Here is a 24,780-nt window from a genome sequence, read left to right on the forward strand (position 1 = left end):
TACTAAAGCATGAGTACTCACACCCCAGACGGCACACCTCCTCAACGCGGACTAAAAATCAAATCACCTGGCCAGAAATCCCAAGGCTTAAAGATTGTTGCGCCTGGATCAGAATCACATCAACTGAAGATGATCAAGCCATCTAGTGACAATTCTCATCAATTAAAGATCAAAACCCCCTCTTCAATCCACCCTGATAATGCCTCTGAGCAACTTGAAGAGATCGAATCTTTCGATCCACTTGCCACTTATGTGCAACATCAAGAAACTCTCTATGACATGGAAGAACGAAAGCGCACCGAAATCATCGAGCAAGAAGAAAAACTTCGCAAACTCGAAGAGATGCAGGAACAACGCTTACGTGAACTAGAAGAACGCCTCGAACTCGAACGCAAAAAACTTCAAGAAGAAAAAATGAAGTTTGAACATGCCAAGAGAGAGGAGGAAGTTCGCCATCAAGAGGAAGAAGAGTTCATCAAAAAACATGAACGCGAAGATGAAAAGCGCTGGATTGAATACGAAGAAAAAATCAAACAAGAAGAAGAACTCAAGAAAAAACTTGAGGAACTCGAAAAAAACAAAGAAGAACTCAATCAGCCTGTAGATAAAGATCCTGCTGAAACTACTAAAGACGAAACACTAGAAGAAGAAGTCGACCCCACGGATGATGCTCCCATCACCTTAGAGAAAAAAAGACACACCGACACTAGCACCTGCAAGGCCATTAACCCTCTCAATTCAGAAGCAAGCTCTCAATCCGCCCAAGAAGAACTTTTAAAACATACCGTTGACGTAGATCGTGAAGAACTCTTAAAAACCGACAAAGAAGAGGAGCAAACACTACCCTCTTCCGAATCAGGAATAAAAGAAGAAGAGAATACACCTGATCACGATCCTCAAAAAACACTAGTTCAACTCGACCCATACGCCATTAACCCAGATGAGCTTGATACGGACACCGACTATATCGAAGAGGAAAACACCCACGAAGCGATCCCACTCAATGAGCAACTCGCTAGGACAACAGGTGGCTTCACTCCGTGCTTTTATGTGATCGATGAAAAAGGCATCCGCATGACGCCCATTGAAGAGGACGATGTCATTTTCAATTTTGGTCGAGGGAAAGATAACGAATGTATCATTAATGATAAATCCATCTCCGAAACCCAAATGCGCGCCATCCACTTTAAAGGTCGTTGGACTTTCATGGACACTGGAGTTAGAGACACGCTATCTTTCAACGGCATAAAATCCCGTCAACTCACCACCACATCAGAATCGCGAACAGCAATTAAATGTGGCAATAGCTGGATTATCCATGTCGGCTTAGATAGCTCAAAATCCGAAGGGACAGACACTCAAATATTAAAGCGCTCTATACTCAACAACATTCCAGAGCCCTATGTTGATGATGCCTGTGTGACACTTAGCTACAGAAACAAAGCTAGATCAAGCACCATGGCACCGATCTTAGCTGGATCTCATGCAAGTTGCGACTTCCGCATGGAAATACTCAAACCTTTTCACTTCATTATCTACTGGAGCCAAGTTGGCCTCTACATGGAAGACCTCACAAAAGGTCACCCAGGTGTATTTTTAGGCGACCGTAGGATATCAGGTAATACAGGTATCTCACATACCATAAGTATCACTGCAGGCAAGACACGTTTCGATGTTGTCGTAACTGGAACTCAAGATACTCACCGTCAAGCTCTTGCTGATGCTCACAATAACAAACAGCGCCTAAAACTAATGCCAGTCAGCAGCCAATTATCTCCGATCATCTTAACTCCAGGACTACGTAACTTGGTTATTGGCAGAAATGAAGAGTCTGACTTAATGATTAAAGACATCTCAGTTTCCCGTCGCCACGCCAAAATTAGTATTCGCGATAAATCTGTCATGCTCGAAGACTTAAAGAGCATCAACGGAACCAAAGTAAACTTAGAAAAAGTTAAACGAAGCATTGTTGTCCCTGGCGATGTCGTCACCATTGGCAACGTTTCATTCTTACTTTGCTACGAAGAGTTATCTCGCACCGCACAATGAAGCTAATACTATTTGCTTTACTAAGCCTGTTCTATATCCAAAATAGCTACGGACAGAGCGACACCCTTTACCTAGACCTAAACGACGACCTTAAATTTGACATCAATGAACAAAATTCATGGATCAAAGCTGCTCTTATAGAGTTTGAGAAATACAGCGTTCGCGGTTCATCGCGAACTCAGCAAAAACTCGAATTGATCTTTAGCTCAGACATTGATAAAAATAATGAAATTGACAAAAAAGAGCTTCGCATCATTCGGGCTCGACTGGCATCTATCTGTGCTTATTATGAGCAATACTTCAAAACAGAATTTGGCGAAAATGGCCAAATATCATCGAGTCAAATAAAGAAAATTAAATCCAAATATTCTTCAATGATTCCTGGGTACGATTTAGTTGACCCCTTCAAAGAAAGTAATGTGAATATCGAAGAAAGCTTAACGCCGATTTACTTCTGACTTGTAAAAACCTTGGCATCCACTTCACTGGAAAAGATATCGCCGTACTCAACTCGATCATCCTTTTTATTATAAGGTAAAAAGCAATCGTAAGAGCTCCCATCTTTATATTCAACATGAGCTTCAATTGCACTACAGTATTCACCGTATTCAGGGTGCTTTACTTTAACCTGACAGACTAAGCCCACTGCGAAAATATCTTCTTCTAAAGCTCGCTTTTGCAAACGAATATATAAATCTGCAATTAGCTCTTCAGGATCACTCTCGTAAACGTCTTGGTCAAAATCTTCACTAAACTGAACATAAGCATTTTTATCCATAACTAATACATAAGGATAAACATTTTCATTCTTTTCTAATTTTTCACATGCTTTGGTCAATGCCGAATCAAGCATGAGGTCAAGGTGCTCAGTTTTCATCTTTTCTTATTCCTTTATTCATCATTTAGCGCAAGCTAAATGAGAAGCCCTTTTTTTCAAAGTCTAAAAGAATATTAAACTTCCCTATTTTTTATCTGGAAAGTGCTGATCCATAAAATAAATACTAGTATTCATATCTTGAATTCGTCCACTCTCTAAACGCAATGATTTCCTGTATTCACGAGGGCTCATCCCCAACTCTTTCTTAAAAGTTTGAGAGAAGTATTGCGAACTAGAGAAACCAACTTTATAAGCAATCTCAGTAATCGAAAAACTACCCTCTCGAATCAAGCGCTGAGCGGTATCAACTCTAAATTGACGGACAAAATCAACTGGCGAAGTCTTAAAAATTTTCTTGAATAAAAAGCGGAAGTGACTTTCAGAATAATTAAAGTGCTCGGCAATTTCCTGCACTTTAATATCCGTTCTCGCAACATTCGTTTCTAGATAAGACAACAAACTTTTTTTGAATAAATTATATTCATTTAAATAAGTTTTTGCTTCCCATCCTTCCGAACGGCGAACGACCATCGTCAAAATCTCATGCAACCAACCCCTACAAAGTCCTTCTGAAAAGACATCCTGCCTTTCGTGCTCACTGATCAACTTAGCAAATAAAATACTCCTATCAGTAGGCAAAGATATCTTACGTCCTTCAACGGCATAGAGTTTACGCTTGAACAATTCACGCTCTTCCAAGCTCATAAAGCCTTCTTTATCAAAATCAATTTGCATAAAGTAAGCATCACTCACCATGAAATGCCCACCAAGCAAAGCCAGCTTATCTTCAGGGAAAGTAACTAAAATATCGTTTTGACGCGTCACAATAAGCTCATCATTGATAAGCCATTCTAATGTACCCGAAACCACATAAGTAATCTCGAAGCGTTTATTCATATGTGGCAACATGGCATTCCTACTAACTTCAGTTACCTGCCTATGCCCCAAGACGGCAATCTCTTCTAACAGAGACGGGCGATCTTGTGGACGACCAAATCGAATGAGCTTATTAGCCATATTTTCACCTTTATAAACTTATATAAAACAACATACTAAGAATATATAACTACTATAAAAAACAATTCAAGCGTAAAAAATGTTCAAATTTATAATATTCAATGATGTTAGCATGAAAGTATATTCCAAACTCGCCCCGTAGTATTAAACATCATTTTTTATAAATAGTTACAAAACACAAAAGGAAATTGAATAATGAAAATCAAAAATGCTGCTGATTGTAAATACGACATCTTATCACTAGGCGAAGTTATGCTCCGTTTAGATCCGGGCGAAGGTCGCGTTAGAAACACTCGTAAATTTAATGTATGGGAAGGTGGAGGAGAATATAACGTTGCTCGCGGCCTCAAGCGTTGCTTTGGACAAAGAGCTGCCATTGTAACAGCTCTCGCTGATAATGACATCGGTTACTTAGTTGAAGACCTCATGTACCAAGGTGGCGTTAACCAAGAATACGTTAAGTGGGTTCCTTATGATGGTTGTGGTCGTACAGTTCGCAATGGTCTTAATTTCACAGAACGCGGTTATGGCCTTCGTTCAGCACTAGGCATTTCAGACCGCGGTAACACTGCTGTTTCTCAACTCAAGAAAGGCGATATTGATTGGGAAAAAATCTTTGGTCAAGACGGTGTTCGCTGGTTCCATACAGGTGGGATTTTTGCTGCCCTCTCAGAAACAACTCCAGACGTTGTTCTAGAAGCTGTACAAGTAGCGAAAAAACATGGCACTATTGTTTCGTATGACCTCAACTTCAGACCTTCATTATGGAATGCTATAGGCGGTGAAGCTACGGCTCAAAAAGTTAATCGTGAAATTGCCAAGTATGTTGATGTAATGATTGGCAACGAAGAAGACTTCACTGCTTGCCTTGGCCTAGAAATCGAAGGCGTAGACCACAACCTCACAAAACTCGAAGCGTCAGCTTTCCACAACATGATCAAAACAGCTTCTGAAGAATTCCCTAATTTCCAAGCCATCGCCACCACCATGCGCGGCGTAAAAACAGCTACTATTAATGACTGGAGCGCTGTTGCTTGGTCTAGAGAAGACGGCTTTGTTGAATCAGTCAAACGTGATGAAACCGAGATTCTTGACCGCGTTGGCGGCGGTGACAGCTTTGCTTCAGGCCTCATTTACGGCGTTATGATTAAAGGCAGCATTCAAGAAGGTGTAGAATACGGCGCTGCTCACGGTGCTTTAGCTATGACAACTGCAGGCGACACCACAACCGCAAGGCTCAATGAAGTTGAAAGACTCGTTGGCGGTGCAGGAGCTCGTGTTATTCGATGAAAAATAAAATCCTCCAATTTGGTTCGGGCGTTTTCCTCCGTGGTTTTTGGGGATGGATGGTCCATGAACTCAATAAAAACGAGCAGTTTGATGCTTCTATCACCATGGTTAAACTCACTCCACGGGGTGATTTAAGCCAATTCATAAATTCTTCTGGTACTTACTCACTAAGTACAAAAGGGCTTTTAAATGGTGAAGTGATAGATCAAACTGAATCAATTAATGTTTATCGAAGATTCATTCACCCCTATCCAGAATGGATTGAATTCCTAGCAACAGCCGAAGAGGAAGATTTACAGTTTATCGTTTCAAACTCTACGGAGGCAGGCATTGTCTATAAACAGTGTCTCTTCCCTAATGAGTGTCCTGAGACCTACCCCGCAAAATTATGCGCCTGGCTTTATAAACGATTCATTCACTTTGATCACAGTGCTGATAAAGCTCCCATGATCTTACCTATGGAACTCATAGAACACAATGGTGATAAACTACAAGAAATCATTATCAAGCATGCTAATGATTGGGGGCTAGATCACAGCTTCATAACTTGGGTTAAACAAGATTGCGACTTCCGCAACACACTTGTGGATCGCATTGTCACTAAAGGCGAAAATAATGATGCCTGTGTAGAACCCTATCACCTATTTGCTATCGAAGGAGAAGAAGCCGAAGCATTGTTACCTCTCAAAAAAGCTGGAATCAATGTTTTTTGGACTAAGAATCTAGCTGCTTTCAGAGAAACAAAGGTACGCATGCTCAATGGCGGACACACCTCCATGATTTATGCCGCCATCCAAAGTGGTGAAACTATTGTTGCAGATTCTTTAAACAAGCCAGAAATCGACCAATTCTTACGCTCCATACTTCTAGATGAAATACTCCCAACACTAGAAGCTAAAGGTGGAAATACTAAAGAGCTCACGGATTATGCCGAAGCGGTGATAGAGAGATTTAAAAACCCCTTCCTCAATCACGAGATGATTAACATAGCCTTAAATTCCTCATCAAAGCTCCTAGTTCGCCTAATGCCATCATTCAATGACTACACCAAGCTCCAGAAACGCTTCCCACAAAAGCTTTCTCAAGCCATCGCAGCATTCTTCTGGTTTTATCGTGGAACGGTTGACGGAGATGTATTCAAAGGACAATCTGAGGGCCTAAGCTATGAGTTCTCGGATGATCTCAAATCAATGAATGCGATTGCCAAGTGCGACACCACTTCTGCTGCTGAGTTCGCAAAATCCATCCTTGCATGCTCCACCTGGAAAGGCGCCTTTAACACTCACCCCGATTTCTTAAAAACCTTAACAGAAATCTTAGAAGATTTCGAGAAAAAAGGCCTCAAAGCTAGCCTTTTTCCCAATACTTAATCAAGGAAATAATTATGTCTATCGAACAACAAATTGCCGATTTAAAACTTGTACCCGTTATAAAAATCACTGACCCTGCCCATGCCGCTCCCTTGGCTGAAGCCTTGATTGCAGCCGGCCTCCCTGTAGCGGAAGTGACTTTTAGAACTGAATGCGCTGCAGAAGCCATCAAAATTATGTCGGCCTATAAAGACCTGCTCTTGGGTGCTGGCACGGTAATCAATGCAGCTCAAGTTGAGCAAGCAAAAAATGCCGGCGCTACCTTCATCATCTCTCCTGGTTTCTCTCCTGAAGTTTCTAAAGCTTGTCAAGAAGCTGGTTTAATTTATTTCCCAGGCATTGCTTCACCACGCGATATTCAAGATGCATTAGCCGATGGTTGGAAAACATTAAAATTTTTCCCTGCCGAAGCACTTGGCGGAGTAAAAACACTAAAAGCCTTTGCTGCTCCCTACCCAGGAGTTAAATTTGTTCCAACAGGCGGAATCAATGCAGACAACGTTGGTCAATACCTCAAGCTTCCTCAAGTACAAGCTTGTGGTGGTAGCTGGATGGTTCCCAATAAACTCATGGACGAAGGTAATTTCGCTGGGATTACTGAAATTGCCAAAGAAGCTTTAAATAAAGTAAAATAAAAAGAGGACAGAAATATGAAAACAGTCGTTTGTCAAGAGCCCTACAAATTCACTATGGAAGAGACCGCTAAAACTTCCGCCAAAGAAGGTGAAGTCCTCGTTAAAATCCGCCGCATCGGCATTTGCGGTACCGATCTCCATGCCTACCAAGGCAACCAAGCTTTTTTTGAATACCCACGTGTATTAGGCCACGAGCTCTCTGGTGAAGTCAGTGAATTCGGCCATAATGCTGACCAAAGTAAACTCGCTATTGGTGATAAGGTCCTTATCGTACCTTACCTACACTGCGGAACATGTGTTGCTTGTCGCCGTGGCAACACAAACTGTTGTGCTAATATGCAAGTCATTGGCGTACACCAAGATGGCGGCATGTGTGAATACATCAGCGTCCCTGCAAGCCACGTCCTTAAAGTTGATGATCTAAGCCTTGACGCAATGGCCCTCGTTGAATGTCTCGCCATTGGTGCACACGCTGTACGTCGCGCCGATATCCAAAAAGGTGATAAGGCCTTAGTTATTGGTGCTGGCCCTATCGGTTTAGCCACCATGCAATTTGCCAAAGCCGCAGGTGCCAATGTCATTGCTCTAGACCTCAACCAAGAACGCTTAGACTTCTGCCAAGCTGATATTGGCGTAGCCGCCACCGTCAATCCTAAATCGGAAAATGCGATTGAGAAAATCAAGCAATTGACCAATGGTGACTTTGCTACTGCAGTTATAGATGCTACTGGCCACGCCGGATCAATGATGGGCGCCGTCGAGTATTGCTCTCATAGCGCTAACTTAGTCTATGTAGGCTTAAGTAAAGATAAACTTTCTTACGATCACCCCAACATCCACAAACGTGAACTCACAATCATGTGTAGTCGAAATGCAACTCTTGAAGACTTCCAGCACGTTGCAGACTGCCTAAATGATGGTCGTGCCAAGAGTACATGTATGATCACTCATACATGTAAATTCGAAGACATGATTGAAGAATTCCCTGCATGGACCAAGCCTGAAACAGGCGTCATCAAAGCCATGGTTGAACTAAACGATTAATAATCTATGAGTTCGCCAGGGGTAGTATTATCCTTAGTCGCAGCCCTTGGCGGACTCACTTTTAAGGCATACACGAATGAAAAAAGAACTTCCAAAAATAATCTTTGGCACTTCCTCTTTGGGGAATTTATATTCAGAACCCCCTTTTGAAACCAAACTCAACATTGTCAAAGAAATTGTTGACGCCAACCCTCAACTCGCCGTTTTTGATAGCGCGGGTAAATACGGTGCTGGTTTAGCTCTAGAGAGTTTGGCTGCATGCCTAAGTCAACTCAAAGTTCCAAAAGACAAAGTTCTCATCAGCAATAAACTTGCATGGAAAAGAGTCCCACTAGAAACTGAGGAGCCCACCTTTGAACCAGGTGCATGGGTCAACCTAAAGAACGATGCCATACAAGATATTTCTTATCAAGGAATTATCGATTGCTATGAACAAGGCAACGGACTCCTCGGTGAATATGATGCTCAACTCGTATCAGTCCATGACCCCGACGAATACCTATCCTGCGCCAAAGACGAAGACGACTTAAGACAAAGAAAATCCAATCTTCTCGAGGCTTTTAGAGCATTAGATGAACTTAAAAAAGCTGGCAAGGTTCAATCTATTGGCGTTGGCGCCAAAGACATTACCGTCATCGACTTCATCTCCGATCACATCCAACTTGATTGGGCTATGTTTGCCTGCTCCATCACCCCCTACACTCACAGTGACTTTGCCAAAAACCTTCTCATCAAACTCGGTAAACAAGGCGTCGACGTCATCAACTCCGCTGTTTTCAACGCTGGTTTCCTTATTGGTGGAAGTCATTTTGATTATCAAGTTATTACTGAAGAATCCCATCCAGAAGTTTTTGCATGGAGAAAGAAATTTTTTGCCATTTGTGACGAATTTGATATCAAGCCGGCTGCTGCCTGTGTTCAATTCTCTTTTCTATTCCCGCAAATCAAGGCCATTGCATTAAACACTAGTAAAGCTGAACGCGTTAAATCCAACATGGATTTAGCTCACGCTCAAATCCCCCAAGCTTTCTGGGATAAAATGCGCAGCGAAAAACTCATCAATATTTAAGGATATCATTATGCCTGAAATTAAATGTAAACGTTATTGCAAAACACTCACAGTCAAAGATGACCCTGCACTTATCAAAGAATATACTGAAGCTCATTCCATGGGCAAGGCTTGGCCAGAGATCACTCAGGGCATGAAAGATGTCGGTATTATCGATATGGAAATATATATTTTTAGCAATCGTCTCTTTATGGTGATGGAAACCCTAGCAGACTTTGATCACGATAGTGCTTTTGCGAAGCTCGCAACAATGCCTCGTCAAAGTGAATGGGAAGCCTCCATGGCTAAATTCCAAAACACTTCAGCCGATGCTTCTGCTGAAGACAAGTGGCAACTCATGGAGCGCATTTATAAAATGGACCAAAAAGAAGAGCGACGTGCCATTGAAGGGCAATTCGTTTTCTCCTAATTCCAAGCAAGTCTAATCGGCTAATTTCTTCTGACTCAATAAGTCTTGACTTAGCTGATTAGAGAGTTTGAAAGCCGGCGTGTTTCGTTTAAACTATGAAAATTATTTTATAAAATTTTCAAGGATCTAAGCCATGTCAAATAACGAAGCTGAATCACGCTACGCCAAACGCGGTGTTTCTTATTCCAAAAAAGAAGTTCACGACGCTATTAAAAACGTCGACAAAGGTCTCTACCCTCAAGCTTTTTGTAAGATCATTCCCGATTTCTTAGGTGGAAGCGATGATCACGTCAATATTGTCCATGCTGATGGTGCCGGAACTAAATCATCTCTAGCCTACATGTACTGGAAAGAAACTGGTGACCTCAGTGTATGGGAAGGCATCGCTCAAGATTCCATCGTCATGAATGTTGACGATATGATTTGCGTCGGCGTTACAGAAGGCATGCTCATGTCATCTACAATTGGCCGTAATGCAAGCAATATCCCTGGCGAAGTCATTTCTGCGATTATCGCAGGAAATGAAAAACTCATCCAATTCTTTAATGACAATGGCATCCCAATGGTTAACACTGGTGGAGAAACCGCTGACGTTGGCGACCTCGTTCGTACTGTTATTGTCGACACAACGGTAAGTGCACGCATCAAAAAATCTCAAGTCATTGACGCAGCACGTATGAAGCCCGGACAAGTCATTGTCGGACTTGCTTCTCATGGTCAAGCCACTTACGAAGATGAATATAATGCTGGCATGGGCTCCAATGGCTTAACTTCTGCACGCCACGATGTTTTTGCCAAAGAATACATGAGTCGTTTCCCTGAAGCTTTTGATCCAAACACTCCAGCGGACCTCGTATTTAGCGGTAAATATAAGCTCACAGACAAAGTCGATGACATGCCCCTCGATATGGGTAAAGCCGTTCTTTCTCCAACTCGTACTTATGCTCCTGTGGTTAAGACTATTTTCGACGAACTCGGTCGCGACCGCATTGGCGGCATCATTCACTGTAGTGGTGGTGCTCAAAGTAAGTGCCGTAACTTTGGTAGCAACTTACATTTTATCAAAGATAACTTATTCGATATCCCACCACTCTTTAAATACATTCACGAATGTTCAAATACTCCATGGCATGAAATGTATGCAGTATTCAACATGGGCCACCGCCTTGAGCTAATGGTTGACGAAGCTATTGCAGATAATATTATTAAAATCTCAGAATCCTTTGGTATCCCAGCCCAAGTTATTGGTCGTCTAGAAGACAATGCCCAAGGCAACAAGGTCACAGTTACATCACCCTATGGTGAGTTTAACTACTAGTTACATCGGTTTTTTAAGTTCAATTCAGATAATGAATTGAACTTAAATTCCTTAAGCTTTGTATTTCCTAGCTCCTAGCTTAGCTTAGGGCTAATTTTGATTCTTCCTAGGAGGCACTCACATGTCTAATCAACAAATATGGTTTGAGCACATTTCAACTCTTCTCAAAGAAGAGGATGATAAGCAAATCAAAGAAGAGCTTCTCGCTCTTGAGCCTGCCGATATTGAAGAAGTCATTTCACAATTTAATGACTTTAAAGATCAAAGAAAAATTTTTCGCTTAACTGAAGACACAGAAAAGCGCGCCGAGCTCCTCTCCCTACTCGAAGATGATTTAAAGCTTAAGCTCACAGAGAAAGCTGACCCCCAAGAGATTACTCGACTCATCGAAGAAATGGCTTCTGATGACGCGGCCGACTTCCTCGCCGATCTAGAGAACGAAACCCTCGTTAAGGAAATCCTCACTCACCTAGAAACCGACGTCCGCCAAGACATCACCAAGCTTCTGTCTTTTGACGAGGAATCTGGTGGCGGTATCATGACTTCGGAACTCTGTGCTTTCCCGAATAACTTAACTGTCAAAGATGTCCTCAATTCTCTGCAACCCGAAACGCTGAAAGACCCCGTCATGTACATTTATGTTATTGACTCTGTCTCCAAACACTTTCAGGGCGCTATCTCACTCATTGACCTCATCAATGCCAACCCTAGTGAAAAAGTCGGAGAGATTGCCGAACCAAGTTCAATCTGGGCCAGCCTCGATGAAGACCGAGAAAAAATCGCGGCCAAATTCCGTAAGTACAACCTCTGGGTTATGCCCGTACTCGATCACCGCAATCAAATTGTGGGTCGCATTACTGTCGATGATATCCTCGATATTTCAATTGATGAAGCGGACGAAGATATTGCCATCATGACTGGTACTAGCGAAGTCGTTTCCCACGACGCCAACCTCATGGAAGCCATCCGCCTCCGCCTCCCGTGGTTGGTTGTCACCCTACTCTTGGCTTTGACCAATGCCTTTGTCATTGGCCATTTCCTCAAATCCCTCGACAAATTCATTGTCCTTGCCGCCTTCCCCACTGTCATTGCTGCCATGGGTGGCAATACTGGTATGCAGGCCGCCACCGTATTTATCCGTGAACTAGCTCTTGAAAAGATTATGCCTGAAGAATTTAATTCTTTAGTTTTACGTGAAACCCTCTCCGGCCTTCTCATGGGTATCGTCTGTGGCCTCATCGCTGGGATCATTGCCTACATCGGCATCCCCCTACTCTATAGTGATGGCAATAGCCTAAACCCATTTATCCTCGCAAAGATCATCTTCTTCTCGGTTTGTTTTGGCATGACTACAGCCAGTTTAATTGGTACGCTAATCCCCATCGCTCTACGCAAAGGCGGTTTAGACCCCGCGGTCGCAGCAGGACCTTTTGTCACCACAATGAACGATATTTTATCCTCATTTATCTACTTCCTCATTGCCACCACACTCCTAAGAGTCTTCCTCTAAAACCACCTTCGACAAGAACAAATAATGTATAATGAAAAAAACACCAAGCCCCTTGCATTAATCGTCTTATTGACGGTGTTTTTCTCTTACATTTCTCTAGAAAATTACTCTTACGAACTCACCAATCGCGAAAGTACTCTTAGTCACATAACGCGCCATATTAGTGAACAAGGTTTTTTTGAGAACTCAATGTTAGGTGAGCAAACCCAGCGATCGCCCTTTTTCGCATGGCTCAGTTTGTTTTTCAGTGGGGGGCAAATTAATCATTTTAGCCTGCGCTTAGTTTCAGTCATCTCACTCATTGGCATTGGCCTCATCTCTTTCTTCTCTGCCAAGCGCTTTGGTGGCATTAAATCATCTTGGCCTGCACTTGTTTTCAGCATGACTTCAGTCGCTGCCGTCAACATGTCCACACGTGCTGAAGAAGGCTTATTGACGGCATTCTTTATGTCCTGTGCTTGGCTCTCTTGGTATAGCATTAGTCGTAAGAGTAAGCGCTGGTTCAAAGCTTGGTTCTGGGGTGTTTTCTTTACCTCGCTAGCCGCATCAGTCAACGGCCCTCACATGTACCTCTTCTTTTATCTCCCTACCCTATTCATGAACCGCCCCACTGACGTACGCAAGCGCCTAGTCATGCTCCCGCACCTCAGCGCAGTCAGTTTTAACGTTCTCATTATTATTGCTGTGCAGTATATCTTCACTAACTTTGCCTCGAGTCGCGACTTAGCTTTCACTTATTTCAGTACTGATGTAACGCCTCCTCAACGCCCCGATTTTCCTTTTGATGAAGGCTACTTCAAAGCCTCTATTAAATTTGCTTTCAACTCACTAAGTTATTATTTACCCTGGACTTTTATTGCTTGGACAGGTTTCTGCGAAGCTTATCGTCTCATTGAAAAAACTTCCGAAGCGGGACCAGAGATTTTTCGCTTTATGCGTCGAATTACTTGCGTCATCTTTTTTACCTTTATGTTTTACCCCGAAACAAATGCTTATTCATTGCTACCACTCATCTATCCACTCTCAGTCATGGCCGCTCTTCACTACCCCATTTATGCCCGCCGCTACGGAAAATTCATTAATAAAGTCGTACAGGTGCTCATAATATTTAATTTCATTAGCCTTGCTGTCATCGCTACCATGATCTATCCACTGCTCAATCAAGAAAATACTAATTATCAGAGCCTTCATTTAAACACAGCCTTAATCCTCATCATCTCGGGTATCGTCATCTCTATCTTAACCTTCTTTAAAATGTTTAAACGTCAGGCACTTTGGTATAAAATTGCTTTTGCCCTTATCCTCATCTACTTCAGTGTGGATTCTGCTCGCCACATGCGACTCGAAGAATTTGAGTATAGCCAAAAACATACCGCCCGCCTTATCGAACAAAGTATTAAAGATCAGTCTCAAAAAGTTTATAACTTCTCTGGTCTTGAACTTCGTCCTGAGCTCTTTTATTTGAAAAATAATACTCAGCAAGTCATCGACCCGCTCGAGCCCTCTGAACTCGAAGACAGCATTTATGTCATCGGTTCGGAATCTAAACCCGTTCGTATTTGTACTGATTCTGTACGCTATAAATGGGGTGCTATTAGTGAACCGATCCACATCAAAAACAAGGTGATTAAAGTCTATAAAGGCGATGTCGTTTTAATAAAAAATGGCGAAACCAAACAATCGAATTCACTGCCTTAAGCAATCTTTAAAAAGAAGCTGTATTTCCACGACCTAGTACTGCATGTATTAATAACTCTACAGCTTAATTCAAAAGCATTTCCTGCGCTCATCCCCATCTTTTTTTTAAAGCTGAATTCCCTTTACTTAATCCTGTATTAGATTAGCGGACTTTTTATTATTCACTTTAGGAAACAATTCATATGAGACTCTCAAAACTCGTCGGAAAACGCGTTAAAGAAGCACCCAAAGATGCTCAAAGCGCCAGTCATATCTTCCTCATGCGCGGTGGCTATATACGCCCCGTTTCTACTGGAATCTACACCCTTCTCCCACTTGCCAAGCGCATGACCACAAAAATTGAAAACATCATCCGTGAAGAAATGGATGCGGTTGAATCTCAAGAAATCATGATGCCCGTTGTCAATCCAGCCGAAATCTGGCAAGAATCCGGTCGTTATGATAGCGTAGATCAAAGCCTCCTTCGCTTCAAAGACCGCAATCAAAAAGACATGGTCTTGGCCATGACTCACGAAGAAGCTGTTTGTCACATGGCGAGAACCGAAATAACTTCCTATAAACAATTACCGGCTTCAGTCTACCAAATTCAAACTAAATACCGTGACGAAGCACGTGCACGTGCTGGTCTAATTCGCGTTCGTGAATTCACTATGAAGGATGCCTATTCTTTCCACGAGAGCGAGCAATGCCTTTCCGATTATTACAATCGAGTTCACAAAGCCTACGAACGTATTTTCCAACGCGTTGGCTTAACTGATTGCGTTTCAATCGAATCTGATGCAGGTATGATTGGGGGTTCACTTTCACATGAATTCATGGCTGTCTCCGAAATTGGTGAAGATACTCTCTTCCTCTCACCCGATCGCCAATACAAAGCCAACCGTGAAATTGCGACTTCAAAACTTGCCTACAAAAACGAAGCCGCTCAAGAACTCGAAAAAGTACATACGCCTACACAAAAGACAATTGAAGAAGTCTCACAATTCCTCGGTGTAGAAGAAAGCGATACCGCCAAAGCGGTTTTTTATTCTTCCGCTTCCATCGAAGATAAAGTCATCCTCTGTGTGATTCGTGGCGATTTAGAAGTTAACGAAACCAAACTCGGCAACCACCTTTCCTGCAATGATTTAATCCCCGCTAACGATGAGCAAATCCTTGCGGCTGGTTCTGTTCCTGGTTTTGCTGCCCCCATGGGACTTAATAAAGACAAAGTCATTATTATTGCCGATCCCTCTGCCGTAGAAAGTTCCAACTTAGTCGTTGGTGCTAACGAAGCTGAGTACCACTACAAAAACTTCAACTGGCAACGTGATTTTGATGGTGAGGCTGAGATTATTGATATCGCCACTGTACGCGAAGGCGACCCTTGTCCCATCACTGGAGAACCACTCGAAATGCTCAAAGGCATTGAAGTGGGCAACATCTTCCAACTTGGCACTAAATACTCTGACTCCATGGGTGTGCGTTACCTCGATCAAAATGGTAAAGCCCAAATCCCAACAATGGGTTGCTATGGTATTGGCGTTGGCCGTGCCCTCGCATCTGTTTGCGAACAACGCAATGATAAATGGGGCCCCGTATGGCCCATATCTATCGCACCCTACCAAGTTCATGTCATTGCCCTCACTGGCGGACAAGAAGCCATTAAGGAAGAAGCTGAAGAACTCTACAAAAAATTACAGCAAGCAGGTATTGAAGTCATCTTTGATGATCGCGACCCCAAGCCGGGCTTTGCCTTCAATGATGCCGACCTCATTGGCGTCCCCTTGCGCTTGATCATTTCCAAGAAATCAATGGCCGAAGATTGCTATGAATTCAAAACACGCGATGGTAGCGAAAAAGAACTCATCCCCAAAGGTCATGCTTTTGATTTCATCGTAAATCGCGTCAAAACAGAACTCAATAAGTTCAACTAAGCAAATCAAAATTTTAAAGGGCTTAAATCCACCGGGTTTAAGCCCTTTTTTCTTGCCCCCATAGATTCTCTAGACTAAACTAGTGGAAAGCACATATAGGAAAGGGAAGCCATGTCACAGATAAAAAAGTTATTTCAAGAAAAACCATTCATTCGCCACACATCATATTTCATACTCGCCGCAATGAGTTTTCACCTCTCCTATTTAGGTGCAACATTTTTCTTCCCAATTTACTTCTTTGCCCTTCTCCAAATCACCAAAATGAAGTCCGTCCCAAAAGCTTTCCTCACTGGCATGCTTTTATCATTCAGTTTATATATCTATCACTTACAATTTTTTATTAGCATCTTCAACCAATTTGCCTATAGCCTCTTTTGCATTTTAGGTTTTTGGCTTGCCATCTTTATTGCCATTTCATCTTGGCTACGAAAAGTCTACTCCGAAAAAGCTCTCATCATCTTAATTCCACTACTCTATTTCTCACTAGAATTCATCCGTTGTGAACTCTACGCCCTAAAATTCTCTTGGTTAATTCCCGGCCTTGCCTTTGCCGATGCCAGTTACTTCTCCGGCTTGGGTATTTGGGGAGTCTTTGGCATTTCTTTCCTTTGTCTCGTTTTCATATCTATCAGTGAAAGCCTCATACGCAACAAACAAAAATTGTCACTCACCATTTTATCTTTCGCTGTGCTCTGCCAAATCCCTAACTTCATCCCTCTAAAAAATGAAGAATTATTATCTGAGCCAAGAATCACCGGTATTCAATGGGAAATGGGCTCCCGTCAAGAAATGCTCAATTCGCTCGACCAAGCTAAGGCCACTTATCCCGACACAAAACTCTATTTTTTCAGTGAATACACCTTTAGTGATGGCATCCCTCAAATGTTCAAAGATTGGTGTAAAAAGAACAAGACTTACCTCTTAGCCGGAACGACCGAAACCATAGAGAATGCGCCTGAACTCCAATCCAACAAACAAAGTCTTCACAAAAAGCTCAAACATAAACCCTTCTATAACATGGCCGTCGTTATTGGGCCTAAAGGAGAAGTCGTTTTCAAACAGGCAAAAGTCATGCCCATTCAGTTTTTTAATGATGGCGTCCCCGCACCAAGTCAAAAACTTTGGAATTCACCATGGGGAAAAATCGGCATCTGCATTTGCTATGATTTAAGTTACACAAAAATCACCGACGAGCTCGTTCGCCAAGGAGCTCAAGCCCTGCTCATCCCCACCATGGATGTTGAACACTGGGGGGAACGACAACACAAACTACATGGCCGCATTGCACCAACGCGTGCCAGCGAATACGGCATCCCCGTTTTTCGAGTTTGTAGCTCAGGTATTTCCCAATTTGTGAATCAAGGAGGTCTTGTCTTACAAGAAGGATCTTTCCCCGGCCAAGGCGATAGCCTCTCAGCACAAATATCATTAGAAAAAGCGGGCTCCAGGCCCCTAGACCGCTTCCTCATCTACCCCGCCCTCCTTATCTCCGCACTCGCCTTCCTTTATTCCTTCATCTTATTTTTCAGAAAAAGAAAAACCACCTTAGGGTAATATGACGAACACTGTCAGAATACAGGAATCTTAGAACTGCTTCATCCCATTCTTTTCAATAAATTTCACTCCATCCGCCCATCGATGACTGGCAAACCTCGCTGGGAAGGGGGCAGAGTCCCCAAATTATTGACCTTCCCTTAAGCACTCTTCTCCGATTCATAAACTCATCCTAGTTCTTTAATCATTCAAAATTAAGAATATAAAATTAAGAATTAATCATTCAAAATCCACTTCTCACCCACCGCCCATCGATGACTGGCAAACCTCGCTGGGAAGGGGGCAGAGTCCCCAAACTGCCGACATAAATTTCACTCTCCCCCGCCTTCTACCGCCTGGTCGAGGAATGGCAATTCCTCGCGGGGTGTATGAGGGGCAGCGCTCCCTCGTCTCATAATCTATAAATCCATCTGCTCATTCCATACGCGGCGTCAGCCGCAATCCGCTCTTAAGCCAAACTCATTCTCTCTTGGCGTCTTGGCGTCTTGGCGAGAAACATGGACATTTTCATCCTGCTTTGAGAACACACCTGGCAGAGTAAAAAACCTTTTATAGCCACTCAGACCCTAATCATTCAAAATTTAAAATTAAGAATTTAAAATTGCTCTTAAGCCCTCTTAAAAACTCCTTAAATCCTTTCACTTTTCCATACTTCCTATCTCATCGAAGGTAATTAATAGACATGTCCATTAATTACCCAAATCTGTTAGGAAACAGTGATTTCAGCTTACAATTAGCATTTTTACACTTGTAAATAACACAGCAAAATACTATCCTTAAAAATACTGAAACTGGAGAGGAGTTTTTATATACATACTGACCATAGCCCCTTTTTACATTGGTGCCCTCAGCACTTTTGATGCGGAGCCTGTCTCGCCCAGACAACAATAACAATCCAAATACAAAGCCCACCACAAAACTCAAAAACAAGAAAATAGCCGTGTCCAGAAATTACCCAAATTCCGAAAAAATCACCAAATCAGCCCAAACTCCCCAAAAAAGAGTAATTTCCGGACATGTCCACTAATAACAATGTTAGTTTGAAATAAAATTAAAACACAAATTGTAGAAATGAGAATCCAAATAAATCGCAGATGCACGAAGTTAGAATTATCTGAATCATGATGATTTTAGAACAAAATCAGATCTGAATTATTTATCTCAAATGATAGAATTTTATAAATATAGAAACAAGAAATAGAAAACAAAAACTAACCATGAGCTGCAGAGGAATTTCTTCGCTTCGCTCGAAATCCCTAATCTCGGTCGTTAGAGTAGAATGAAAAAACTTGGAATAATAATCAGTATTATCGGCATATTATTGCACATGAATACATGTTTTATTCAAAGTGAAACAAAGTTTGGTTTTAACATTCTTTTATTAGTATTTTCTAGTATCCCCTATATTTCATCATTACTCATTTTAAGAAATAAAAAATCAGAAGTAATCGGAGCATTAGCGCCATTGCTTCCTATCATTACTGATTCTATTGCATATTATTCAGTATTTATTTCTCCAACTTCCTCAACTGCTCCATTAGCATTGATATTTATTCCTCTATGGAATCTAATTGTTTTTATGCCTGTAGGAATTATTACAGGATTAATTATCCAAAACTCAAAAAGAAAAAAAACTCTAACAAGAAGCCGGAAGGAAGATTTTCGCTAAGGCTCAATCTCCCTCAGCTTAGACGTTAGAATGGAAATTGGAATAGTAAATCTAGAACGAATTGTTACTGACAAAGCAAATCACTTTATTCTTGGAATCACAGAATTAAGCTGACTAAATGCAGAGTCAACAATTCACCAAACTTAAACGCAAATCATCACTCAAAACACAATACGTAAATGCGGAATCAGCAATTGATCGAATCATCTGTTTTATCCCTGATTTGGCTACTTATCAACAATCAAAATGGACAAATTCTAACCAAAAAATCGAACTGATATTTTCGTTTTGAATCAAATTTTAAATAGAAAATACAGCTCATTTAGGTCGTTAGAATGAAAATTGGAATAATAAATCTAGAACGAATTGTTACTGACAAAGCACATCACTTTATTCTTGGAATCACAGAATTAAGCTGACTAAATGCAGAGTCAACAATTCACCAAACTTAAACGCAAATCATCACTCAAAACACAATACGTAAATGCGAACTCAGCAATTGGTCGAATCATGTATTCTATCCCTGATTTGGCTACTTATCAACAATCAAAATGGACAAATTCTAACCAAAAAATCGAACTGATATTTTCGTTTTGAATCAAATTTCAAATAGAAAATACAGCTCATTTAAATCGTTAGAGTAGAATAAAAAAAATGAAAAAACTTGGAATAACAATCAGTATTATCGGCATATTATTGCACATGAATACATGTTTTATTCAAAGTGAAACAAAGTTTGGTTTTAACATTCTTTTATTAGTATTTTCTAGTATCCCCTATATTTCATCATTACTCATTTTAAGAAATAAAAAATCAGAAGTAATCGGAGCATTAGCGCCATTGCTTCCTATCATTACTGATTCTATTGCATATTATTCAGTATTTATTTCTCCAACTTCCTCAACAGCTCCATTAGCATTGATATTTATTCCTCTATGGAATCTAATTGTTTTTATGCCTGTAGGAATTATTACAGGATTAATTATCCAAAACTCAAAAAGAAAAAAAACTCTAACCAAAAGCCGGAAGGAAGATTTTCGCTAAGGCTCAATCTCCCTCAGCTTAAACGTTAGAGTAGAATGATTTGATTTATACCATTTTTATACCTATATTACTCAATGATATTTGAATACGATAAAAATAAAAGTTTGATTAATAAACAAAAACACAATATTGATTTTGTTGAAGCTCAAGAATTGTGGAATGATCCAGACAGACTGGAAATTCCAGCAATAACAAGTGATGAAGAAAGATTCTTAATCATTGGAAAAATAAAACAAAAAGTCTGGTCTGCTGTTATAACTTATAGAAAAGAAAATATAAGGATTATTTCAGTAAGAAGATCTAGAGATAAAGAGGTAGAATTATATGAAAGCTAAAGATTTTGACAAAAAATTTGATGACGATCATGATGACATTCTTGCACATGTAGATCTTTCTAAAGCTAGAAGACCTGATGAAGAGCAGAAAAGAGTAAATGTTGATTTTCCTGTATGGATGATTCATTTACTAGACAAAGAAGCTAGAAGATTAGGCACTACTAGACAAGCTGTTATCAAATTTTGGATTGCAGATAAACTATCCAGTTAAACAGCAATGAACTCTAACATGGCACTGAAGTAGAGATTCTCGCTAAGGCTCGAATCCTACTTAGTTTGGTCGTTAGAATGAAAATTGGAATAGTAAATCTAGAACGAATTGTTACTGACAAAGCAAATCACTTTATTCTTGGAATCACAGAATTAAGCTGACTAAATGCAGAGTCAATAATTCACCAAACTTAAACGCAAATCATCACTCAAAACACAATAAGTAAATGCGGAATCAGCAATTGATCGAATCATCAGTTTTATCCCTGATTTGGCTGCTTATCAACAATCAAAATGGACAAATTCTAACCAAAAAATCGAACTGATATTTTCGTTTTGAATCAAATTTTAAATAGAAAATACAGCTCATTTAAATCGTTAGTATAGAATAAATTTAAATGTCAGAAACGATTATCCCATGAATCGCAGATGCACACATTCACAATGATCAGAACTTAGATAATTTTAGAACAAAATTGAACCAGAAATAATTATCTCAAATGATCAGATTCTGTAAATTAAAAAACAAAAAAAAGACGAAATACTAACCAAAAAATCGAACTGATATTTTCGTTTTGAATCAAATTTCAAATAGAAAATACAGCTCATTTAAATCGTTAGATCATACAAAAAATGACTGAATCAACTACAGAAATAAATGACAACTCATCAGATAACCTCATGCTTATTCTGATGATAATTTTTATAGTCATTGCTCAACTCAATTTTGCAAAAGAAGCCATTGAAGCTCTACCAAGCTATATTGCTCAACAAGATCTTGAAATAAAAGATAGATGGGAAGCTCAAGCAAAATTCAGTCTTAATTCTGTTTATTATGGAATATTATCAATCATCGGAATGATTGTTTGGCGAGTAGCACATAAAGAAAAAATTAAATTTATTTTTCCAATTCTCCTGTTAAATATAACTGGAATCATCCTTGCTATTTTTGTACTAATTAAATGAATAGAAACAAAGATCTAACCAAAAGCCGGAAGGAAGATTTTCGCTAAGGCTCAATCTCCCTCAGCTTAGATGTTCTACATAAATAAAAACAACTTGATTTTTATATATAATGTATTTACATTGTAAATATGAATAAATTAAAATTTGAATGGGATGAAAATAAAGCCCAGAGCAACTTAGAAAAACACGGAGTTTCCTTTGAGGAAGCAATGACTGTTTTCTATGATGAGAGAGCATTAGAATTTTTTGATAAAAACAACTCTGAATGGGAAGACAGATTTTTAATGTTGGGTCTTACTACTGAGTTCAAATTATTACTTATTTGCCATTGTTATCGAGATGATGATAATATAATTAGAATTATTTCAGCTCGAAAAGCAACAAAAAATGAAGCTAAAAACTATAAGAGGTGATGAAGATGAAAGAAGAATACGATTTATCAAAAATGGAGTCACGCAAAAACCCTTATGCAAAGGCTCTCAAGAAACAAGTTACTATTAGAGTTAGACCTGATGTCATTAATTACTTTAAAGACATGTCGGAAGAATCTGGAATTCCTTACCAGTCTTTAATTAATCTATACCTACAGGACTGTGTATCTGAACACAGAAAACTTAAAATGGATTGGTCTGCATAATAGAAAAGTAGAACCAAAAAATCGAACTGATATTTTCGTTTTGAATCAAATTTTAAATAGAAAATACAGCTCATTTAGATCGTTCGATATAAATAAAAAATGAGAAAATACATAACATTATTAATTACCTTCAGCTTATTAATTTTCAGCTGTAATAATGAACAATCATATATAGAGGATCTATACACTCAAAATGACAACATTATAATTTTGTACATAGACAATGACAAAGTCATTTCTCATCAAATTTTACAAGGTTTTCATCAAATGCAGGATGCAGATCCCATTCTAGTTGAAAATTATAATAAACTCATCCATAAAGCAACTAAGCCTGAAGGGCTACTTATGGTCTATGATACCAACGACATCAATCCTCATGGGTATATAATTGACCAAGCTATTGTTGAAATAGAAAAAACAAAAATAGAAATCAATTCAATTATTAATTAGGGCTCACTTATTAAGTCATATATTACTTATAGTCAATGAGATAAGTGGTAATTATGCTATATTACATGCAAACAAAACCCCTCAAAACAATCATTAGGTTTGCATAAGATGTATAAAAATACGGGCACAGAGCCCAAAATGGCCAATCTACCTTATTTTCTAGACGGAACACTCAATATCAATAATCGCTGGGTCAAGCTAGCGGCAACAATACCATGGAAAGATGTAGAAGAAATTTATGCACTAAATTTCACCAGCCATACTGGGCCCAAAGCTCTACCTGCAAGAACTGCATTTGGTTCCCTGATCATTCAAGTAAAGCTGAGTTTAACTGATGAAGAAACTGTAGAAATGATTTCTGAAAACCCCTACCTTCAATATTTCTTGGGGTTTGAAAGATATAAGCAGGAATCACCTTTTGATCCGAGTATGATGACTCATTTTCGAAAGCGTTTTGGAGCTCAGGATATTAAAGATATTGATGATTTATTACATAAAACAACACGTCCAAAAGAAGAAGACTCCGATAAGGATTCAGACAATGATCCTCCGTCAAATAAGGGTGCTTTAATTGTTGACGCTAGTTGTGTCCCTGCTGATATTCACTATCCAACAGATCTTGGTTTACTAAACAAAGCCCGCGAAAAAACTGAAGAAATCATCGATATTCTTTGGCGTCATCGCTTTAATACCGAAGATAAGGTCAAGCCTCGGACTTATCGTGAAGACGGCAGAAAAATCTTTTTAAGTGTTGTCCTAAAAAAACGTGTATCGAAAAAGAAAAGGCGTGAAGTGATTAATAGACAACTTCATTGTGTAAGGAGGAACCTCGCTAGTATAAATGAACTCAAAAAGCATGCCGATCTGGGGCTATTGAAACCTAGTTTATACCGCGAACTACTGGTGATCGGGACACTTTATCAACAACAGCAATACATGTATGATAATAAAGTAACAAGTGTTGATGATCGCATTGTAAGTATTCACCAACCACATATTCGTCCCATTGTTCGCGGGAAAGCTGGAGCTCATACAGAGTTCGGAGCTAAAATATCTATCAGTGTCGTCGATGGCTGGACCTTTGTCGATACGATTAGTTTTGATTCTTATAATGAAGGAACCGAACTAATTTCACAAGTTGAAAAATATAAAGAGCGTTTCGGTTATTATCCCGAATCAGCACATGCTGATAAAATCTACCGAACTAAAGAAAATCGAGCGTATTGTAAAAAACACGGAATAAGGATAAGTGGACCCAGTCTTGGAAGACCTCCCAAAGATGCGATTTTACGTGAAGAACAAAAGGAAATACAACGCCAGGATGAAGCTATAAGAAATGAAGTAGAGGGCTGTTTTGGTGTAGCCAAAAGACGCTATAAACTCGATCGAATCTTTACGAAAACTAGGACTTCATCCGAAACACTTATTGCTTTAGTATTCATGGTGATGAACTTGGATAAGGCTTTAGCCTTTTTGTCACTTTTCGGCCAGTATTATAAGCAGCTATTCGCGCACGTTTATTGTTTTATAAGTCTCATTAACGAGAATGAGCATTTCAAAAGGCGAGTAATTCAGTAAGCCCTAATTACAAAAAATAGAAAATCGAACAAAGAGTCGCACCTGAAATTCTCGTTCCTCGAATTCAGGTAAACTCAGACGTTAGCGAAGAAAAAGAAACAATTTGAACAAAAGTACAAACGAACATATATTAAA

The 24,780-nt window shown here is 40.0% G+C and carries 26 protein-coding genes; 24 read left to right on the plus strand and 2 right to left on the minus strand.

Going from position 1 to position 24,780, the window contains the following annotated elements:
• The first annotated feature begins 9 nt into the window (after positions 1–9).
• Positions 10–2,049: an FHA domain-containing protein gene (locus PQO01_RS17430; RefSeq protein WP_274315449.1), complete on the plus strand. Its 2,040-nt coding sequence runs from the start codon at positions 10–12 to the stop codon at positions 2,047–2,049.
• Positions 2,046–2,507: a hypothetical protein gene (locus PQO01_RS17435; protein WP_274315450.1), complete on the plus strand. Its 462-nt coding sequence runs from the start codon at positions 2,046–2,048 to the stop codon at positions 2,505–2,507. The genes PQO01_RS17430 and PQO01_RS17435 overlap by 4 nt, the downstream gene beginning before the upstream one ends.
• On the opposite strand, the gene PQO01_RS17440 is transcribed toward PQO01_RS17435, so the two are convergent.
• Both PQO01_RS17440 and PQO01_RS17445 read right to left on the minus strand, forming a co-directional pair.
• Positions 2,498–2,926 (minus strand): hypothetical protein, encoded by a 429-nt coding sequence (locus PQO01_RS17440; RefSeq protein ID WP_274315451.1) that lies wholly within the window; start codon positions 2,924–2,926, stop codon positions 2,498–2,500. The two genes, PQO01_RS17435 and PQO01_RS17440, sit on opposite strands and share 10 nt — an antisense overlap.
• An 84-nt stretch (positions 2,927–3,010) precedes the next feature.
• Positions 3,011–3,943, minus strand: coding sequence for a helix-turn-helix transcriptional regulator (locus tag PQO01_RS17445; protein ID WP_274315452.1), 933 nt, complete (start codon positions 3,941–3,943; stop codon positions 3,011–3,013).
• Positions 3,944–4,138: 195 nt separating this feature from the next.
• Between PQO01_RS17445 and PQO01_RS17450 the strand changes: the two genes are divergently transcribed.
• The 22 genes from PQO01_RS17450 to PQO01_RS17555 all read left to right on the plus strand — a co-directional run bounded on the left by PQO01_RS17450 (position 4,139) and on the right by PQO01_RS17555 (position 24,645).
• Positions 4,139–5,233 (plus strand): sugar kinase, encoded by a 1,095-nt coding sequence (locus tag PQO01_RS17450; protein ID WP_274315453.1) that lies wholly within the window; start codon positions 4,139–4,141, stop codon positions 5,231–5,233.
• Positions 5,230–6,603, plus strand: a complete 1,374-nt coding sequence (locus PQO01_RS17455) for a tagaturonate reductase (RefSeq protein ID WP_274315454.1) — start codon at positions 5,230–5,232, stop codon at positions 6,601–6,603. Before PQO01_RS17450 ends, PQO01_RS17455 begins: the two co-directional genes overlap by 4 nt.
• A gap of 14 nt (positions 6,604–6,617) precedes the next feature.
• Entirely contained in the window at positions 6,618–7,238 is a 621-nt protein-coding gene (gene eda / locus PQO01_RS17460) for a bifunctional 4-hydroxy-2-oxoglutarate aldolase/2-dehydro-3-deoxy-phosphogluconate aldolase (protein ID WP_274315455.1), read from the plus strand.
• A gap of 15 nt (positions 7,239–7,253) precedes the next feature.
• Positions 7,254–8,282: a zinc-binding alcohol dehydrogenase family protein gene (locus PQO01_RS17465; RefSeq protein WP_274315456.1), complete on the plus strand. Its 1,029-nt coding sequence runs from the start codon at positions 7,254–7,256 to the stop codon at positions 8,280–8,282.
• 76 nt (positions 8,283–8,358) lie between these two features.
• Positions 8,359–9,351: an aldo/keto reductase gene (locus tag PQO01_RS17470; RefSeq protein ID WP_274315457.1), complete on the plus strand. Its 993-nt coding sequence runs from the start codon at positions 8,359–8,361 to the stop codon at positions 9,349–9,351.
• A 10-nt stretch (positions 9,352–9,361) separates the two neighbouring features.
• Positions 9,362–9,760, plus strand: coding sequence for an L-rhamnose mutarotase (locus PQO01_RS17475; RefSeq protein ID WP_274315458.1), 399 nt, complete (start codon positions 9,362–9,364; stop codon positions 9,758–9,760).
• 133 nt (positions 9,761–9,893) lie between these two features.
• On the plus strand, positions 9,894–11,078 hold the full coding sequence (locus PQO01_RS17480) for an AIR synthase related protein (RefSeq protein ID WP_274315459.1): 1,185 nt from the start codon (positions 9,894–9,896) through the stop codon (positions 11,076–11,078).
• Positions 11,079–11,199: 121 nt separating this feature from the next.
• Positions 11,200–12,588, plus strand: a complete 1,389-nt coding sequence (gene mgtE / locus PQO01_RS17485) for a magnesium transporter (RefSeq protein WP_274315460.1) — start codon at positions 11,200–11,202, stop codon at positions 12,586–12,588.
• A 24-nt stretch (positions 12,589–12,612) separates the two neighbouring features.
• A complete protein-coding gene (locus PQO01_RS17490) occupies positions 12,613–14,286 on the plus strand; it encodes an ArnT family glycosyltransferase (RefSeq protein WP_274315461.1) in 1,674 nt (557 codons plus the stop codon).
• Between the two features lie 182 nt (positions 14,287–14,468).
• Entirely contained in the window at positions 14,469–16,202 is a 1,734-nt protein-coding gene (locus PQO01_RS17495) for a proline--tRNA ligase (RefSeq protein ID WP_274315462.1), read from the plus strand.
• 111 nt (positions 16,203–16,313) lie between these two features.
• Positions 16,314–17,756: a carbon-nitrogen hydrolase family protein gene (locus tag PQO01_RS17500; protein WP_274315463.1), complete on the plus strand. Its 1,443-nt coding sequence runs from the start codon at positions 16,314–16,316 to the stop codon at positions 17,754–17,756.
• Between the two features lie 1,279 nt (positions 17,757–19,035).
• Positions 19,036–19,425 (plus strand): hypothetical protein, encoded by a 390-nt coding sequence (locus PQO01_RS17505; RefSeq protein WP_274315464.1) that lies wholly within the window; start codon positions 19,036–19,038, stop codon positions 19,423–19,425.
• A gap of 118 nt (positions 19,426–19,543) precedes the next feature.
• Positions 19,544–19,717 carry a hypothetical protein gene (locus PQO01_RS17510; protein WP_274315466.1) on the plus strand — a complete coding sequence of 58 codons (174 nt, stop codon included), beginning with the start codon at positions 19,544–19,546 and terminating at the stop codon, positions 19,715–19,717.
• 131 nt (positions 19,718–19,848) lie between these two features.
• The gene (locus tag PQO01_RS17515; protein WP_274315467.1) at positions 19,849–20,022 is read left to right on the plus strand and encodes a hypothetical protein; all 174 of its coding nucleotides are present in this window, start codon (positions 19,849–19,851) and stop codon (positions 20,020–20,022) included.
• Between the two features lie 57 nt (positions 20,023–20,079).
• On the plus strand, positions 20,080–20,469 hold the full coding sequence (locus PQO01_RS17520) for a hypothetical protein (RefSeq protein ID WP_274315468.1): 390 nt from the start codon (positions 20,080–20,082) through the stop codon (positions 20,467–20,469).
• A 74-nt stretch (positions 20,470–20,543) separates the two neighbouring features.
• Positions 20,544–20,804 (plus strand): BrnT family toxin, encoded by a 261-nt coding sequence (locus PQO01_RS17525; RefSeq protein ID WP_274315469.1) that lies wholly within the window; start codon positions 20,544–20,546, stop codon positions 20,802–20,804.
• Positions 20,794–21,015, plus strand: a complete 222-nt coding sequence (gene brnA, locus PQO01_RS17530) for a type II toxin-antitoxin system BrnA family antitoxin (RefSeq protein WP_274315470.1) — start codon at positions 20,794–20,796, stop codon at positions 21,013–21,015. The genes PQO01_RS17525 and brnA overlap by 11 nt, the downstream gene beginning before the upstream one ends.
• Before the next feature lie 632 nt (positions 21,016–21,647).
• Positions 21,648–21,980: a hypothetical protein gene (locus PQO01_RS17535; protein ID WP_274315471.1), complete on the plus strand. Its 333-nt coding sequence runs from the start codon at positions 21,648–21,650 to the stop codon at positions 21,978–21,980.
• 128 nt (positions 21,981–22,108) lie between these two features.
• On the plus strand, positions 22,109–22,393 hold the full coding sequence (locus PQO01_RS17540; RefSeq protein ID WP_274315472.1) for a BrnT family toxin: 285 nt from the start codon (positions 22,109–22,111) through the stop codon (positions 22,391–22,393).
• A 5-nt stretch (positions 22,394–22,398) separates the two neighbouring features.
• Positions 22,399–22,617, plus strand: a complete 219-nt coding sequence (locus PQO01_RS17545) for a BrnA antitoxin family protein (protein WP_274315473.1) — start codon at positions 22,399–22,401, stop codon at positions 22,615–22,617.
• A gap of 267 nt (positions 22,618–22,884) precedes the next feature.
• A complete protein-coding gene (locus PQO01_RS17550) occupies positions 22,885–23,067 on the plus strand; it encodes a hypothetical protein (RefSeq protein ID WP_274315474.1) in 183 nt (60 codons plus the stop codon).
• Positions 23,068–23,175: 108 nt separating this feature from the next.
• A complete protein-coding gene (locus PQO01_RS17555) occupies positions 23,176–24,645 on the plus strand; it encodes an IS5 family transposase (RefSeq protein WP_274312788.1) in 1,470 nt (489 codons plus the stop codon).
• The last annotated feature ends 135 nt before the right edge of the window (positions 24,646–24,780 follow it).

The sequence above is a fragment of the Lentisphaera marina genome, from assembly GCF_028745505.1.
Lineage (GTDB): Bacteria > Verrucomicrobiota > Lentisphaeria > Lentisphaerales > Lentisphaeraceae > Lentisphaera > Lentisphaera marina.